The organism is Enterobacter asburiae (genome assembly GCF_008080435.1).
GTDB lineage: Bacteria > Pseudomonadota > Gammaproteobacteria > Enterobacterales > Enterobacteriaceae > Enterobacter > Enterobacter asburiae_C.
In genome coordinates this window covers 380,856-398,133 of record NZ_VRKN01000004.1, presented here as the reverse complement: position 1 = coordinate 398,133, position 17,278 = coordinate 380,856, and the positions used below count along the sequence as shown (strand labels likewise).

Genomic DNA, 17,278 nt, shown 5'->3' with positions numbered 1-17,278 from the left:
GGCGTAGCGTGGTGAGAAGACGATGATCATCTATTTACACGGTTTTGACTCAAACAGTCCTGGTAATCATGAGAAGGTGCTGCAGCTGCAGTTTATCGATCCGGATGTACGGTTGATCAGCTACAGCACGCGCCATCCGAAGCATGATATGCAGCATCTGCTCAAAGAGGTGGACAAGATGTTGCAGCTCAACGTCGACGACCGCCCGTTGATCTGCGGCGTGGGGCTGGGCGGCTACTGGGCGGAGCGGATTGGCTTCCTGTGCGACATTCGCCAGGTGGTGTTCAATCCTAACCTGTTCCCGAACGAGAACATGGAAGGCAAAATTGACCGCCCGGAAGAGTATGTCGATATTGCGACTAAGTGCGTCAGCAATTTTCGTGAGAAAAACCGCGACCGCTGCCTGGTGATCCTTTCACGTAATGATGAAGCGCTCAACAGCCATCGGGCAGCAGAGCTGTTGCATCATTACTATGAGATCGTCTGGGACGAAGAACAGACCCACAAGTTCAAAAACATCTCCCCGCATCTGCAGCGTATCAAAGCGTTTAAAACGCTGGGTTAATCCTTACCCGCAGGCATCAAAGCCCGGCCGCGAAAGCGTGCCGGGCTTTCTTTTTGACCAGAATTGTCTACTTTTAAGCCATCAAAACTTGATGCATATCAATTTTGGTATGACCAATGCGCCTGACGTGGTATTCTCAATGCACCTGAATGGTTTCAGTGCTGTAACCTGTTGTTAATTAAGGGTTATTTTTATAACTTTTAATTAACAATTGGTTAATAATTTGAGGGGGTCACGTTGACTACGCCATTGAAAAAGATAGTGATTGTAGGCGGTGGTGCTGGCGGGCTGGAGCTGGCTACACAGCTGGGCAAGAAGCTGGGTCGCGGTAAAAAAGCCAAAATTACGCTGGTGGATCGTAACCACAGCCACCTGTGGAAACCGCTGCTGCACGAAGTGGCGACCGGCTCTCTGGACGAGGGCGTGGACGCGCTCAGCTATCTGGCGCACGCGCGCAACCATCATTTCCAGTTCCAGCTGGGATCGGTGGTGGACATCAACCGTGAAAGCAAAACCATCACCCTGGCAGAGCTGCGTGATGAAAAAGGGGAACTGCTGGTTCCTGAGCGTAAACTGGCGTATGACACGCTGGTCATGGCGCTGGGCAGTACCTCCAACGATTTCAACACGCCGGGCGTGAAAGAGCACTGTATCTTCCTCGATAACCCGCACCAGGCGCGTCGTTTCCATCAGGAAATGCTGAACCTGTTCCTGAAGTACACCAGCAATATGGGTGCGAACGGTAAGGTTAATATCGCCATTGTCGGCGGCGGTGCGACGGGCGTTGAGCTGTCAGCGGAGCTGCACAATGCGGTGAAGCAACTGCACAGCTACGGTTATAAAGGGTTAACTAACGAGGCGCTGAACGTCACGCTGGTTGAAGCCGGTGAACGCATTCTGCCTGCGCTGCCTCCACGTATTTCCGGTGCGGCGCACAATGAGCTCACTAAACTGGGCGTGCGGGTGCTGACGCAGACCATGGTGACCAGCGCCGACGAAGGCGGTCTGCACACCAAAGACGGCGAGTATATCAAAGCGGATCTGATGGTCTGGGCGGCAGGTATCAAAGCGCCTGATTTTATGAAAGAGATCGGTGGTCTGGAAACGAACCGCATTAACCAGCTGGTAACCGAGCCAACGCTGCAAACCACGCGTGACCCTGAAATCTTTGCTATCGGTGACTGTGCCTCCTGCGCGCGTCCTGAAGGTGGATTCGTGCCGCCGCGCGCCCAGGCCGCACACCAGATGGCAAGCCTGGTGCTGCACAACATTCTGGCGCAGTACAAAGGCAAGCCAATGAAAGCCTATGTCTACAAAGACCACGGTTCACTGGTGTCGCTGTCAAACTTCTCTACCGTCGGCAGCCTGATGGGTAACCTGATGCGTGGCTCAATGATGGTAGAAGGGCGCATTGCCCGCTTCGTATATATCTCCCTGTACCGTATGCACCAGATTGCACTGCACGGCTACTTCAAAACCGGGCTGATGATGTTGGTGGGCAGAATCAACCGCGTGATCCGTCCGCGTCTGAAGCTTCACTAATCTTTCACTCCCTCCGGACCCTCCGGAGGGAGTTTTTAGCATTTCATGCTGTAGATCACAGTTTGAGTGCTTAAGAGTTCTCCTAAATACAATATATCTCCTCCCAATGCTCCTTTTTTGATCCTTTATCTTATTGGCGAAGCGTTGCCTCCATTGCAAAATTGTTACCAATAGCAACAAAGGAGGAAGTCCCGTGAATAAATCAATGTTGGCGGGTATAGGGATTGGCGTCGCGGCTGCGTTAGGTGTGGCTGCCGTTGCCAGTCTCAACGTATTAGATCGCGGCCCGCAGTATGCACAGGTGGTTTCTGCTACACCGATTAAAGAAACCGTGAAAACCCCTCGTCAGGAGTGCCGCAACGTCTCCGTGACGCACCGTCGTCCGGTACAGGATGAAAACCGCATTGCCGGTTCTGTTCTGGGTGCGGTAGCGGGTGGCGTGATTGGTCACCAGTTTGGCGGCGGCCGGGGTAAAGACGTGGCGACCGTGGTCGGCGCGCTGGGTGGCGGCTATGCCGGTAACCAGGTGCAGGGCGCGATGCAGGATAATGATACCTACACCACGACTCAGCAACGCTGCAAAACCGTCTATGACAAGTCGGAAAAAATGCTGGGTTATGACGTGACGTACAAAATTGGCGATCAGCAGGGCAAAATCCGCATGGATAAAGACCCGGGCACGCAAATTCCACTGGATGGAAATGGCCAGCTGGTTCTGAATAACAAAGTGTAAAAAAGATGTTCTCTGAATTTAGCTCCTCATGCGCTCAGGCTGAGGAGCTTTTTTTTGCGTCAGATTTTCAGTAGCTCAGGCCACAGCCGCAGCGTGGTTTCGCTAATGTTCTGCAGTTTTTCCAGCGTGGCCCCTTCACGGGCGCTGATCGACATCCCCTGCAAAATACAGTTCAGGTATTGCGCCAGCAGCTGAGGGTTGCATTGCGCGGGGATTTCACCGCGCTGCTGGCGCTGCGCCAGAAATGCGCTGAGCGTCTCCTCCTGCATGGCATGTCGCGATTTCACCGTATTGGCAATCTCTTTAGAGGACGCCGCAAGGGTGGCAGAGGTGTTAATCATAAAGCAGCCCGCAGGCGTCTCTTTACTGGTGAAACAGGTCGCGACGGCGGTGAAATAGTCGCGAAGCGCCTGTTCAACGCTTTTTTCTTCACAGAACAGCTGGGCTTCGTGTTTCGCCGCAAACCGCGAAATGTATCTGTCCAGCACCGCCCTGAACAGCCCCTCTTTATTGGTAAATTCGGCATACAGCGTCGGCGCTTTGGCTCCGGTGGCTTCTACCAGATCGGAAAGCGAGGTTGCTTCATACCCATGTTGCCAGAAGAGAGTCATGGCCTTATCAAGCGCTGCATCCCTGTCAAACACTTTTGGTCGGCCACGGCTTTTCTTCGCACAACTCGTGACGTCGGTTGTCATTTGCCGTTGGTCCTCAGTTGGTTTGGTGAATGACCATTATAAAAATAAACGCAACCCACCACCAGTGCAGAATGCTTAAAAATAAATTAATCATATATGTATGAAAAATAACAAATTTAAAATTAAGTTAACGCTCGTTATAAAATTATGTTGACGCGTGAGCTGGATCACATTTATGATTTACCTATCGATCGTTAACTAAATGATTAACGACCTCCAAATTCATCTGCTAAAGGTAAACATCATGAAAAACGTAAAAACCCTCATCGCTGCCGCTGTCCTGAGTTCACTCTCTTTCGCAAGCTTTGCTGCTGTACAAGTGCAATCCACTCCTGCTGACCAGCATAAAGTTGGGACAATCTCGGCGTCTGCCGGTACTAACCTGGGTTCCCTGGAAGATCAGCTGGCACAAAAAGCGCAAGAGATGGGTGCAAAATCTTACCGCATCACCTCTGTGACCGGTCCTAACACTCTGCACGGTACTGCTGTCATCTACAAATAAGCCGGGCATAAACCCTCATTTATGCCACTGCAATAAAAAACGCCCTGCTGAGCAGGGCGTTTTTTATTTCTGATTTACATCGACTGCTGGACGACGTCGTGATGCCGGGTGACATCGGTCGGCATGCCTGACCGCGCTTCCATCGCCCGCTCCATTACCACGCTATTGGTATTCGCATTCGTTTTGAAGCTTACCATCGCGGCATTCAGGTTAATGGGCAGCGTCTGCGGATCATCGCCAATGTTTTTTGATAACGGCTGGTGAATCTCAACCAGTCGCACGCCGCCGGGCTCTTCTGAAACTTTAATCGGCGTATTGATAATATTCACTTTGGTTCCCGGCGTAACGACGTTAAACAGCGTTTTGATATCGTCATCGCGCAGACGAATACAGCCGGAGCTGACGCGCATGCCGATGCCAAAGTCCGCATTCGTGCCGTGCAGCAGGTAGACACCGCCGTATGCCGCCAGGCGGATCGCGTGGTGCCCCATCGGGTTATCCGGGCCTGCCGGCACTACGGCAGGAAGATCGATGCCCTGGGCCTTATAACGGGCACGAATGTTGGCCGTCGGGGTCCAGGTTGGATTCGCGCGTTTGTCCGAGACGGTGGTGATCATCGTCGGCGTCAGGGTGTCGCCGCCCAGCTGACCAATACCGATAGGGTAGACGGTCACTTCGTTTTTACCCGGCGGGTAATAGTACAGACGCAGTTCGGCCAGGTTTATGACCATCCCCTCGCGCGGGGCGTCCGGCAGGATAGTCTGTAACGGGATGGTCAGTACGCTGCCCGCGCGCGGGACATACGGGTCGACGCCAGGGTTCGCCTGCAGCAGGGCCAGAAAACCGACGTTATATTTTTTGGCAATGGCTTCCAGTGAACCACCATTATTTTCAACCACATGAAAGCGGTTTTCTCCCACCACCTTGCTGCCGGGAGGGGGAAGGGGCCAGGTGTTTGCCCGAGCGGGAAGCGCAACCGCGACGGTGGCTGCCAGCGCAAACAGGGTCATCCAGCGAGTAAAACGCGAAGAAGTCATCATCACTATAATCCATATAAATGATAAGGTTATTGTTTTATAAGGCGTTAAATATAATTATGGCGAATGGATGTGTCGGGAAGATCGGGGGAAGTGCAAAGAGTTTGTAAATTGTCCCCCCGTAGCGCAGGGCTAACAGGGGGAAGGAAGGTTATGCGATCGCGTTCTCTTCCAGCTGACGCATAAAGTTACGCACCCACTCCATACGGATTTTGCGCTCCGTCAGCTCCTGGGTAAATTTCAGACGGGTTGGACCATCCAGACGGAAATGCTGCGGCTGTTTTTGCAGCAGGCCGATTAGCCACATTGGGTTGACGTGATTCTTCTCGGCGAATTCAATCACGCCGCCTTTTTCACTGCCTTCGAGCTTGCGAATCCCCAGCTTTTGCGCCTGCTGGCGCAGTCTTGCGATATCCAGCAAATTTCTCGCCGCATCGGGCAGCAGACCAAAGCGATCGATCAACTCAACCTTGATCTCTTCCAGCTCGTTCTCCTTCTTCGCGCTGGCGATGCGTTTGTAGAATGAGAGTCGGGTATTCACATCCGGAATGAAATCGTCCGGCAGCAGGGAAGGCATACGCAGCTCAACCTCGGTCTGCTGGCTGGTGAGATCTTCCAGCGACGGCTCGCGTCCGGCCTTCAGGGCATCAACCGCGTTTTCCAGCAGCTCCATATAGAGCGAGAAGCCGATGGTTTCCATGGAGCCGCTCTGGTCTTCACCCAGCAGCTCGCCGGCACCGCGGATCTCAAGATCGTGTGTGGCCAGCGCAAAGCCTGCGCCGAGGTCTTCCAGCGAGGCGATGGCTTCCAGACGCTTTTGCGCGTCGGTGGTCATCGCTTTCGGATGCGGTGTCAGCAGCCAGGCGTAGGCCTGATGGTGCGAACGCCCGACGCGGCCGCGCAGCTGGTGAAGCTGCGCCAGACCAAAGTGATCCGCGCGTTCAATGATGATGGTGTTCGCTGTCGGAATATCGATCCCGGTCTCAATGATGGTGGTGCACACCAGCACGTTAAAGCGCTGGTGGTGGAAGTCGTTCATTACCCGTTCCAGCTCGCGCTCGCGCATCTGCCCGTGACCGATAGCTATGCGCGCTTCCGGCACCAGCTCCGCCAGCCTGTCCGCCGCTTTCTGGATGTTTTCCACGTCGTTGTAGAGGTAATAGACCTGGCCACCGCGCAGAACCTCACGCAAAATGGCCTCACGCACCACCAGATTATCGTACTCGCGGACAAAGGTTTTTACCGCCAGACGGCGCGCCGGTGGCGTGGCAATAATCGACAGATCGCGCATGCCGCTCATCGCCATGTTCAGGGTTCGCGGGATAGGCGTGGCGGTCAGGGTCAGGATATCGACGTCGGCGCGCATCGCTTTGATGCGTTCTTTATGACGCACCCCGAAGCGGTGCTCTTCGTCGACGATCAACAGCCCCAGATCTTTCCACTTCACATCGCTTTGCAGCAGCTTGTGGGTGCCGATCAGAATATCGATTTTACCCTCGCTGGCCTGTTCCAGAATCTGGGTCTGTTCTTTGGTACTGCGAAAACGCGAGAGCATCTCGATACGTACCGGCCAGTTGGCGAAACGGTCGCGGAAGTTGTCGAAGTGCTGCTGAGCGAGCAGGGTGGTCGGCACCAGCACCGCTACCTGCTTGTTGTTTTCCACCGCAAGGAAGGCGGCGCGCATCGCCACTTCGGTTTTGCCGAAGCCGACGTCGCCGCAGACTAAGCGGTCCATTGCCAGCGGCTGGCACATGTCGCTCAGTACGGCGTTGATGGCCTGGGCCTGATCCGGCGTGGTTTCAAACGGGAAGCTGTCGCAGAACAGCTGGTACTGTTCTTTATCATGCTTAAAGGCGAAGCCCTGTTTGGCCGCGCGCTGGGCGTAGATATCCAGCAGCTCGGCTGCCACGTCGCGCACTTTTTCCGCAGCCTTCTGGCGCGCGCGCGCCCAGGCATCGCCGCCCAGCTTGTGCAGCGGCGCATTATCTTCAGCGCCCCCCGCATAGCGGCTGATCAGATGCAGGGACGACACCGGAACATACAGTTTGGCGTCGTTAGCGTAGGTCAGCATCAGGTATTCACCTTTGATGCCACCGGCCTCCAGCGTGGTCATCCCCTGATAGCGCCCAACGCCATGTTCCAGGTGAACAATCGGCTGGCCCGGGTGTAGCTCGGCCAGGTTACGGATCAGCGTGTCCGGGTTGATGGTCCGACGGCTGTCCTGACGACGGCGCGCGACGCGCTCACCCAGCAGGTCGCTTTCGCAAATCAGTGCCAGGTTGTTAAGCGTGTCGATGAACCCGTGTTCGGCGGCGCCAATCATCAGGTAACGACCGTTTCCGGTCGCTTCGCTCAGACGCAGGATGCGCTTCGGCGCCACTTTAATGCGTCCCAGCAGCTCACCTAACGCTTCGCGGCGGCCCTCACTCTCAACGGAGAACACCACCGGACCGGTAAAGGATTCCAGGAACTTGCGCAGATTATCGAGAGGGGATTTCTGCTGCGCCTGAACGGCCAGGTCCGGCAGCGTCCGGAAGGCGAGGTTGGTGTTAGCGGCCTTATCGGTAAGCGAATCGGTTTTAAGCTGGATGCGCGGCCAGCGCTTCAACTCGGCGTTGAGCTCGTCGGTGCGCAGCCACAGTGCTTCTGGCGGCAGCAGCGGACGCATCGGATCAACGCCACGGTTTTCGAAGCGGGCGCGGGTTTCGCTTTCAAAGCGGCTGGCGCTGGCGTCGATATCCCCGGTGTTTACAATTAGCGTATTCGCCGGGAAGTAGCTGAACAGGGCTGGCAGCGGCTCGTTGAAGAACAGCGGCTGCCAGTATTCGATCCCGGCAGGAAGCGTGCCTTTGCTGACCTGCTGATAAATATGTTCCGCGTCGCGCTTCACCTCGAACTTATCGCGCCACTGGCTGCGGAACAGTTCGATAGCGGTTTTGTCCGTGGGGAACTCATGCGCGGGCAGTAAATTGATGGACTCAACTTCCTCCAGCGTGCGCTGCGTGTCGGCGTCGAATACGCGCAGGCTGTCGATTTCATCATCGAAAAAGTCCAGACGATACGGCTGGTCGCTGCCCATTGGGTAAAGATCGAGGAGCGCGCCACGGGTCGCGTATTCCCCGTGCTCCATCACCTGGTCGACGTGGCGATAACCAGCACCGTCAAGCTGCGCGCGCAGGGCATCACGGGACAGGCGCTGGCCTTTTTTCATCACCAGTGCGTGACCATGCAGATAGCTGTGCGGACAGACGCGCTGCATCAGGGTATTCACCGGCACAATCAGCACGCCGCGCTGCATGGTCGGGAGTTGATAGAGCGTCGACAGGCGCGAGGAGATGATCTCCTGATGCGGAGAGAAGCTGTCATAGGGCAGCGTTTCCCAGTCGGCCAGGCTGAACACCAGGCTATCGGTAAACTGGCGGATTTCATCGTGCAGGCGCAGAGCGTTTTGCATATCCGGGGCAACCAGAATCACCGGTCCTGGATGACGCTCGGCGATTTCCGCCACCAGTGTGGCGCACGCCGCGCCCGTGAGTTCACCCAGCTGGCGCTGGTCGCCCGCTTTGACAGGCAAGGAATAACGATAGTGTTCAGGCATGGCTATGTCAGAGTCTCTTATGGATATACCAACAGTATTGGGGCATATCACTGATACGCAATGTCTTTATTATCCTCGATCGTTTTACATAAGCAAATCGTAACCGCACGGCGGGACGATACGCCCCCGAAACGGGGGCGGAGAGGGCATTAACGCGTCGAAGGTGACAGGGTCAGCGTAGACGGAGGAGAGAAGAAAACGTCCCCAAACAGCGCGGTGGAGATTTTACGCACCCCGAGCCCGGCAAGGGTACAGATAAGCAGGCTGGCAAACGGGTAGACCAGAATCAAGCCCAGCTCTGCCCAGACCGGCCACCAGGCGGCATTCATCTCGCCAATCAGGAACAGGCTAAAAGCCTCAATTAAGATACGGTGGGTGGTATAAATCGCAATGGTATTTGAGCCAATCACATTCAGCAGATTGTTCGGGTGAACGGCATAGCGCAGCTCAAGGCTGTAGAACAGTTTCATGATCAACACAATCGACAACAATGAGAGCAGCAGCGGAACGTTAGCAAACCACAGCACCACGGAGACGGCGGCGAAAGCGCCACTTGCCAGCCAGATGCGGCGCAGGTTGACGCTTTTCATCCACGCCATCAGCTCAGCGCCATACCACGCCCCGAGGCTGTAGTAGATCATGTTGCGTACCACGCTGTTCATCCCCCACCACGGCAGCGGCAGGAAGTTAATCACGATGCTTGCTAGCGCCAGCAGTCCCAGTACCGGCAGCTTCCAGCGGCTCAGCAGTTTACACAGCGTGAAGTAGACCACCAGGGCATACAGATACCACAGGCTGGTGCTGGCGGTGACCATCCCCAGCACAAATCCTGAGAACGAGTCGGCGTAGGCCGCGTTCGACGAGGTGGCAAGCTCACGCTCGGGCGCCAGCCAGGCGTTCAGGTGGGTCAACGCCTGCCATTGCAGGACGCCCCACAGCGCCAGGACCCAGACAATGCTCCAGATCCGTTTGTCGAGACTGGTTCGCCAGTCCACCTCGTCAATATAACGACGGATCAGGTAACCGGAGATAAAGAAGAAGACCGGCATACGAAACGGTGCGAGATAGAGGTTAAAATAGACCCAGCATTTGGCGAGAAGGCCGGAGAGCGGGTGTTGCAGCCCGATCAGATGCGGATAAAATGTGATAACCGAATGATAGATAACCACCAGGCAGATACACAGCCCCTTTATCTGGTTAATCCATAATGCTTTTTGCTTCATTGTTCGCCACTACCTTATTGCCATAAACGAACGAGCAATTGTTGTAAAACGAAACCAGGATGTAATGGGTAACAGTCTGTATCAGGAGGTTTTTCGGAAAAGGTGGAGGTTGCGAGGCGAGCATTCAGACAATAGCACTCTGATTTATCTGAATTTTTCAGAAAAATGATTACCAAAGCTTACTGTTTCAGTCATTTACGCTTAACGGATTCGCTTATATACTCGTGGGTCTGCTATCAGCAAACAGACGGATTTCATGTATCAACCTGTCGCACTCTTCATAGGCTTACGTTATATGCGTGGGCGCGCCGCGGACCGCTTCGGTCGCTTTGTCTCCTGGCTTTCGACTATTGGCATTACGCTTGGCGTGATGGCACTGGTGACGGTGCTTTCCGTCATGAATGGCTTTGAACGCGAGCTGCAAAACAATATCCTGGGGCTGATGCCGCAGGCCCTTCTCTCATCATCCAACGGTTCGGTAAACCCGCAACAGCTGCCCGAAAGCGCGGCGAAGTTACAGGGTGTCACGCGCGTAGCGCCGTTGACGACCGGCGACGTGGTGCTGCAAAGCGCCCGCAGCGTGGCGGTCGGCGTGATGCTGGGTATCGACCCGGCGCAAAACGATCCGCTGACGCCGTATCTGGTTAACGTGAAGCAGACCGATCTGGAAGCCGGAAAATACAACGTGATTCTGGGTGAGCAGCTTGCCGGCCAGCTTGGCGTCAACCGTGGTGACCAGCTGCGCGTGATGGTACCTTCAGCCAGCCAGTTTACGCCGATGGGGCGCCTGCCAAGCCAGCGCCTGTTCAACGTGATTGGTACCTTTGCCGCCAACAGCGAAGTCGATGGCTACCAGATGCTGGTTAACATCCAGGACGCTTCACGCCTGATGCGCTACCCGGCAGGGAATATCACCGGCTGGCGTCTGTGGCTCGACGCGCCGCTGAAGGTCGATACCCTCAGCCAGCAAAAACTGCCGGACGGCACCAAATGGCAGGACTGGCGCGAGCGTAAAGGCGAATTGTTCCAGGCCGTGCGGATGGAAAAAAACATGATGGGGCTGCTGCTGAGCCTGATCGTGGCCGTGGCCGCATTTAACATCATCACCTCGCTGGGCCTGATGGTCATGGAGAAGCAGGGCGAAGTCGCCATTCTGCAAACTCAGGGGCTTACGCCGCGTCAGATCATGGCGGTCTTTATGGTGCAGGGGGCCAGTGCCGGTATCATCGGCGCGCTGCTCGGCGCCGTGCTGGGGGCATTGCTTGCCAGCCAGCTTAATAACTTAATGCCGATCATCGGCGCCCTGCTTGATGGCGCGGCGCTGCCGGTGGCTATCGAGCCACTGCAGGTGGTCGGTATTGCGCTGGCCGCGATGGCCATTGCGCTGCTTTCTACGCTTTATCCTTCCTGGCGCGCTGCCGCCACTCAACCCGCTGAGGCTTTACGTTATGAATAAGATCCTGTTGCAATGCGACAACCTGTCCAAACGCTATCAGGAAGGCACTGTGCAAACCGACGTGCTGCACAATGTGAGCTTTAGCGTAGGTGAAGGCGAGATGATGGCGATTGTCGGCAGCTCCGGCTCGGGCAAAAGTACGCTGCTGCATCTGCTGGGCGGGCTGGATACGCCAACCGAGGGCGACGTGATTTTCTCCGGCCAGCCGATGAGCAAAATGTCCTCAGCGGCGAAGGCCGAGCTGCGCAACCGCGAGCTGGGCTTTATCTACCAGTTCCACCACCTGCTGCCGGATTTCACGGCGCTGGAAAACGTGGCGATGCCGCTGCTGATTGGCAAAAAGAAACCGGCAGAAATTAACGCTCGCGCCAGCGACATGCTGAAAGCGGTAGGGCTGGGTCATCGCGGTAACCATCGTCCGTCGGAGCTTTCCGGCGGCGAGCGCCAGCGCGTGGCGATTGCCCGTGCGCTGGTCAACAACCCGCGTCTGGTGCTGGCGGATGAGCCTACCGGTAACCTCGACGCGCGCAATGCGGACAGTATTTTCCAGCTTCTGGGCGAGCTGAACGCCTCGCAGGGGACCGCATTTTTGGTCGTAACCCACGATCTGCAACTGGCAAAACGCATGGGGCGTCAGCTTGAGATGCGCGACGGCCATCTGAACGCGGAACTGACCCTGATGGGAGCAGAGTAATGGCGTCACCGTTATCGTTACTCATCGGTTTACGTTTTAGCCGTGGCCGCCGTCGCGGCGGCATGGTGTCGCTGATCTCCGTCATCTCGACCATCGGTATTGCGCTGGGCGTGGCGGTGCTGATTGTCGGCTTAAGCGCCATGAACGGCTTTGAGCGCGAGCTGAATAACCGCATTCTGGCGGTGGTGCCGCACGGGGAGATCGAACCGGTTAACCAGCCGTGGACGAACTGGAGCGATGCGCTCATCAAAGTCGAAAAAGTACCGGGCATTGCCGCGGCCGCGCCCTACATCAACTTTACCGGGCTGGTGGAAAGCGGGGTAAACCTGCGCGCCATTCAGGTGAAAGGGGTCAACCCCGCTCAGGAGGCGCGTCTCAGCGCGCTGCCAGACTATGTGCAGAACGACGCGTGGGCCAACTTTAAGGCTGGCGAGCAGCAGATCATCATGGGTAAAGGCGTTGCCGATGCCCTGAAGGTGAAGCAGGGCGACTGGGTGTCAATCATGATCCCCAACGCCAGCGCCGACCACAAACTGCAGCAGCCTAAACGCGTGCGCCTGCACGTCACCGGTATTCTTCAACTGAGCGGTCAGCTCGATCACAGCTTCGCCATGGTGCCGATGGAAGATGCGCGTCAGTATCTCGATATGGGTGACAGCGTGACGGGTATTGCCATTAAGGTGAACGACGTCTTTAACGCCAACAAACTGGTACGCGACGCGGGCAGCGTGACCAATAACTATGTCTACATCAAAAGCTGGATCGGCACTTACGGGTATATGTACCGTGATATCCAGATGATCCGCGCCATCATGTATCTGGCGATGGTGCTGGTGATTGGTGTGGCGTGCTTTAATATCGTCTCGACGCTGGTGATGGCGGTCAAGGACAAAAGCGGCGACATCGCCGTGCTGCGTACGCTGGGGGCGAAAGACGGTCTTATTCGCGCCATCTTCGTCTGGTACGGTTTGCTGGCGGGGCTGTTCGGCAGCCTGTGCGGCGTGGTGATTGGCGTGGTGGTTTCCCTGCAGCTGACCCCAATTATCAACGGGATTGAAAAGCTTATCGGTCATCAGTTCCTGTCGGGTGATATCTATTTTATTGACTTCCTGCCGTCTGAGCTGCACTGGCTGGATGTTTTTTATGTGCTGGTTACAGCACTTTTACTGAGTCTGCTGGCAAGCTGGTATCCGGCGCGTCGCGCAAGCCGAATTGATCCGGCGAGGGTATTAAGTGGCCAGTAATTACGTCATGATCTAGCGGCTTTCGGGCCGCCAGGTTAAAAGAGGAATGCGTTATGTATTACGGATTTGATATTGGCGGCACCAAGATTGCGCTCGGCGTGTTTGATAAAGACCTCAAACTGCAGTGGGAAACTCGCGTTCCCACGCCGCGCGAAAGCTACGACGAATTTTTAACCGCGATTGCCGCGCTGGTGGCGCAAGCCGATGAACGCTTTGGCGTGAAAGGCAGCGTCGGCATCGGCATTCCCGGGATGCCCGAAACCGACGATGGCACGCTGTATGCCGCCAACGTGCCTGCCGCCAGCGGTAAACCGCTCCGCGCCGATCTCTCTGCCCTCCTTGAACGCGACGTGCGTTTAGACAATGATGCCAACTGCTTTGCGCTCTCTGAAGCCTGGGATGATGAATTCCGTCACTATCCGCTGGTAATGGGGCTGATCCTCGGCACCGGCGTCGGCGGGGGGATTGTGATCAACGGTAAGCCGATTACCGGCCGCAACTACATCACCGGAGAGTTTGGCCATATTCGCTTGCCGGTGGATGCCCTGGAAGTGGTGGGGCGTGATTTCCCGCTGACCCGCTGCGGTTGCGGCCAGCACGGCTGTATTGAGAACTACCTCTCCGGCCGCGGGTTTGCATGGCTTTACGAACACTTCTATCATCAGAAACTTGAGGCCCCTCAAATCATTACTCTGTGGGAGCAAGGGGATGCGCAGGCGCGTGAGCACGTCGAGCGCTATCTGGATCTGCTGGCGGTGTGTCTGGGAAATATTCTCACCATCGTCGACCCGGATCTGCTGGTGATCGGGGGAGGGCTTTCAAACTTTACAACAATTACGGAACGGTTGTCCGGGCGTTTGCCCCGACATTTATTGCCGGTTGCCCGCGTGACGCGTATTGAACGCGCGCGACACGGGGACGCAGGAGGCATGCGCGGAGCCGCATTCCTTCATCTCACCGATTAGTTTACGAGGTTTCTATGCTGTCGCGTCGCCAGGGTCGACTCAGCCGTTTTCGCAAAAACAAACGCCGCTTACGCGAGCGCTTGCGCCAGCGGATTTTTTTCAGAGACAGAATGATGCCAGAAGCGATGGATAAACCCAGAGTGGTGGTGCTGACCGGGGCGGGGATCTCCGCCGAGTCAGGAATTCGAACCTTCCGCGCGGCGGACGGGTTGTGGGAAGAGCACCGCGTGGAGGATGTGGCCACGCCGGAAGGCTTTGCCCGCGATCCGGATCTTGTGCAGGCGTTTTACAACGCCCGCCGTCGTCAGCTTCAGCAGCCTGAAGTCGCGCCGAATGCGGCGCATCTGGCGCTGGCGAAGCTCGAAGAGGCGCTGGGCGATCGTTTTCTGCTGGTGACGCAGAATATCGACAACCTCCACGAGCGGGCCGGTAACAAGAACATCATCCACATGCACGGCGAGCTGCTCAAGGTTCGCTGCGCCTGGAGCGGCCAGGTGCTGGACTGGAAAGACGATGTACTGCCAGAGGATAAGTGCCACTGCTGCCAGTTTCCGTCGCGCCTGCGTCCGCACGTGGTCTGGTTCGGCGAAATGCCGCTGGGAATGGATGAGATCTACAGTGCGCTGGCGATGGCCGACGTGTTTATCGCCATCGGCACATCCGGCCATGTTTACCCGGCGGCGGGGTTTGTCCACGAAGCGCGACTGCACGGTGCGCATACGGTAGAACTCAATCTTGAGCCAAGCCAGGTGGGCAGCGAGTTTGAAGAGAAACACTACGGTCTGGCAAGCACGGTCGTCCCGGAGTTTGTCGACAAGTTGCTGAAAGGGCTGTAACGGTAAGAGAGTAAACAGGCACCCGTCCAGCGGGTGCCTGTTTATTTATGAATGGAAGAATGCCAGCGTCTTCTCCAGCGATTTAGCCTGCTCATCCAGCGAGAGTGCTGCCGCAGAGATCTGCTGAACCAGAGAGGCGTTCTGCTGGGTCGTGCTGTCCATCTGGTTAACGGCGGTGCTCACCTGGCTAATCCCCCGATTTTGCTCGTCCAGCGCCTGAACGATATCGTTGATGACCAGATGCACATGCGACACCGCTTCAATCACCTGTTTCATCATCACACCGGTTTCATTGACCAGCTCAACGCCTTTGCTTACGCGTCCTGAGGACTCGGCTATCAGCTGAGAGATCTCTTTTGCCGCGTTAGCGCTTCGCTGGGCAAGATTGCGCACTTCCCCTGCGACTACCGCGAAGCCGCGCCCCTGTTCGCCAGCCCGTGCTGCTTCAACGGCAGCATTCAGCGCCAGGATATTGGTCTGGAAGGCGATGCCATCGACAATGCTGTTAATCTCACCGATCTTACGCGCGCTCTCATCAATCTCCCCGATCACCACAACCACGTCGTTTACCAGCGTTTCGCCATGCCCGGCGAGGCTCGCGGCGCGATCGGTCAGCGTGGTCGCCTTATGGGCGTTGTCGGCATTATTCTTCACCGTGACCGAAATCTCTTCCATGCTGGCTGCCGTTTCAACAATCGCAGCCGCCTGTTCCTCGGTTCGCGAGGCGAGGTCAAGGTTGCCCGCCGAAATTTCGCTGGTGCCGCCGTGCACGGAATGGCTGGCTTCGCTGATATTATCGACGATGCGCTTGAGCTGCATCTGCATGGTGTGCAGGGCATAAAAGATGCTGTGGGTATCCCCGGAACGAACCGGGATGGTGTTGTTCAGATCCCCCCGGGCAACGGCCAGGGCGATCCCGGCAGCTTCCGAAGGTTCCCCTCCAACCGGACGGTCAACTTTGCGGGTGAAGATCTGTGCCATGACCAGGCTAACCGCCACGATGCTTAACACCATCAGGACGATGGCTTTCAGTAAAAATGCGCGCGCTTCGGCCATCACTTCGCTGACCGGGGTGATTATGGCGAGTTTCCACGGCGTCTGGCTATTACCGACGGCGATGTCCTGCCAGGTGATGAACACGTCCTCCTTCAGTAGCGGATCGTTTACCCGGCTGACATCATGACCGGCAATCTGACCTGTGTAAGGTTTGCCTGCCGCGCGTTTGTCCGGGCTGGACACCACGTTATTACCCGCAGAGAGGAGCAGAGCGTAGCCTGTGCCGTTCCACGGTTTAATTGCGCCGATCGTCGATTGCAGCGTGGCGAGGGAGAAGTCAGAGGTGACCGAGCCCAGAAACTGACCGTCACGCATGATGGGGGCGGCAATCGAGGTGAGCATCACGTCCACCCCGTTGTAGGGATAAATATAGGGCTCGATGATCACATCTTTATGCCGTTGTTTCGGCAGCAGATAATAATCACCGCTGCCGGGGGTTTCGATGTCCGTCAGCAGGTGTAATGCCGGTTTGCCGGTGGCGTCCCGGTCAACGTAGCGGGCGTAACGTCCGGCAGGATCTTCACCGCTCTGACCGGCCCAGGCGGCATCTTTATCGTCGAACGCGTTGGGCTCAAAGGCCATCGACATAGAGAGAAACTGTGGATGGGCCGAAAGATAGTGGATGAGCAGCTGGTTCAGGCTCTGGCGATCGGATACGCCCGCCTCGCGCAGCGCCAGGGCGCTGTTGCCCATATCCCGTGCGGCAGTCAGGGCAGAATCCAGTTGTTTGCTGACCTGTAACGATTGCACCTCGGCAATCTGGCGGATATGTTTTTTGGCCAGAACCTCTTGCTGCGCCATCCACTGCCACATCATAAACCCGATCGTTGCCGTAAAGCCCACCGTCACGGTGAGGAAAATGGACAATAGCATCAACGTCTTGACTCTTATTTTTTGTCTTCGGACCATGGCGTCTTTCATTCTCTTCTCCCGTAATATTGTGCATGTCGGGCAGGCACATATTCCTTATCGGATATTTTTTCCTCTTTCTGTAGATCGCCAGGTATATTTAATTTAAATCCTGCACATATAAATCCTGTTAATTAGTGTGGATGCTTTTATTTTGTGCATTCAATCAAAATAGTGCTCGATAATGCTCGTTATCGTCGTGTAGAAAGAGGATGCTAATAAA

The 17,278-nt window shown here is 56.0% G+C and carries 14 protein-coding genes; 9 read left to right on the top strand and 5 right to left on the bottom strand.

Annotated elements, in window-relative coordinates; translation table 11 throughout:
- Positions 1–22 precede the first annotated feature (22 nt).
- From ycfP to FU672_RS10600, 3 genes are all read left to right on the top strand, one after another.
- Entirely contained in the window at positions 23–565 is a 543-nt protein-coding gene (gene ycfP, locus FU672_RS10610; protein ID WP_008500781.1) for an alpha/beta hydrolase YcfP, read from the top strand.
- A gap of 237 nt (positions 566–802) precedes the next feature.
- The gene (locus tag FU672_RS10605; protein WP_023335290.1) at positions 803–2,107 is read left to right on the top strand and encodes an NAD(P)/FAD-dependent oxidoreductase; all 1,305 of its coding nucleotides are present in this window, start codon (positions 803–805) and stop codon (positions 2,105–2,107) included.
- Between the two features lie 193 nt (positions 2,108–2,300).
- A complete protein-coding gene (locus FU672_RS10600; RefSeq protein WP_008500779.1) occupies positions 2,301–2,840 on the top strand; it encodes a glycine zipper 2TM domain-containing protein in 540 nt (179 codons plus the stop codon).
- A 59-nt stretch (positions 2,841–2,899) separates the two neighbouring features.
- Here the strand turns inward: FU672_RS10600 and comR are convergent, their stop codons facing one another.
- Entirely contained in the window at positions 2,900–3,535 is a 636-nt protein-coding gene (comR, locus tag FU672_RS10595; RefSeq protein WP_148243220.1) for a TetR family copper-responsive transcriptional repressor ComR, read from the bottom strand.
- A gap of 244 nt (positions 3,536–3,779) precedes the next feature.
- Here comR and bhsA point away from each other — a divergent pair, with 244 nt between their 5' ends.
- Positions 3,780–4,037, top strand: coding sequence for a multiple stress resistance protein BhsA (gene bhsA, locus FU672_RS10590; protein WP_023616599.1), 258 nt, complete (start codon positions 3,780–3,782; stop codon positions 4,035–4,037).
- 74 nt (positions 4,038–4,111) lie between these two features.
- Here the strand turns inward: bhsA and ldtC are convergent, their stop codons facing one another.
- The 3 genes from ldtC to FU672_RS10575 all read right to left on the bottom strand — a co-directional run bounded on the left by ldtC (position 4,112) and on the right by FU672_RS10575 (position 9,895).
- Positions 4,112–5,077 carry a L,D-transpeptidase LdtC gene (ldtC, locus tag FU672_RS10585; protein WP_148243219.1) on the bottom strand — a complete coding sequence of 322 codons (966 nt, stop codon included), beginning with the start codon at positions 5,075–5,077 and terminating at the stop codon, positions 4,112–4,114.
- A 148-nt stretch (positions 5,078–5,225) separates the two neighbouring features.
- Positions 5,226–8,672: a transcription-repair coupling factor gene (mfd, locus tag FU672_RS10580; protein ID WP_148243218.1), complete on the bottom strand. Its 3,447-nt coding sequence runs from the start codon at positions 8,670–8,672 to the stop codon at positions 5,226–5,228.
- Between the two features lie 149 nt (positions 8,673–8,821).
- Complete coding sequence (locus tag FU672_RS10575) at positions 8,822–9,895, bottom strand: acyltransferase family protein (protein ID WP_148243217.1); 1,074 nt, start codon at positions 9,893–9,895, stop codon at positions 8,822–8,824.
- A 256-nt stretch (positions 9,896–10,151) separates the two neighbouring features.
- Between FU672_RS10575 and lolC the strand changes: the two genes are divergently transcribed.
- The 5 genes from lolC to cobB are packed head-to-tail and all read left to right on the top strand — an operon-like array spanning position 10,152 to position 15,090.
- Entirely contained in the window at positions 10,152–11,351 is a 1,200-nt protein-coding gene (gene lolC, locus FU672_RS10570; protein ID WP_187360797.1) for a lipoprotein-releasing ABC transporter permease subunit LolC, read from the top strand.
- Positions 11,344–12,045 (top strand): lipoprotein-releasing ABC transporter ATP-binding protein LolD, encoded by a 702-nt coding sequence (lolD, locus tag FU672_RS10565; protein WP_010429765.1) that lies wholly within the window; start codon positions 11,344–11,346, stop codon positions 12,043–12,045. Before lolC ends, lolD begins: the two co-directional genes overlap by 8 nt.
- Positions 12,045–13,289 (top strand): lipoprotein-releasing ABC transporter permease subunit LolE, encoded by a 1,245-nt coding sequence (lolE, locus tag FU672_RS10560; protein WP_148243215.1) that lies wholly within the window; start codon positions 12,045–12,047, stop codon positions 13,287–13,289. Before lolD ends, lolE begins: the two co-directional genes overlap by 1 nt.
- A gap of 53 nt (positions 13,290–13,342) precedes the next feature.
- A complete protein-coding gene (gene nagK / locus FU672_RS10555) occupies positions 13,343–14,254 on the top strand; it encodes an N-acetylglucosamine kinase (protein ID WP_148243214.1) in 912 nt (303 codons plus the stop codon).
- Between the two features lie 14 nt (positions 14,255–14,268).
- On the top strand, positions 14,269–15,090 hold the full coding sequence (gene cobB / locus FU672_RS10550; protein WP_148243213.1) for a Sir2 family NAD+-dependent deacetylase: 822 nt from the start codon (positions 14,269–14,271) through the stop codon (positions 15,088–15,090).
- Positions 15,091–15,135: 45 nt separating this feature from the next.
- On the opposite strand, the gene FU672_RS10545 is transcribed toward cobB, so the two are convergent.
- Positions 15,136–17,067 carry a methyl-accepting chemotaxis protein gene (locus FU672_RS10545; RefSeq protein WP_148243212.1) on the bottom strand — a complete coding sequence of 644 codons (1,932 nt, stop codon included), beginning with the start codon at positions 17,065–17,067 and terminating at the stop codon, positions 15,136–15,138.
- Between the last annotated feature and the right edge of the window lie 211 nt (positions 17,068–17,278).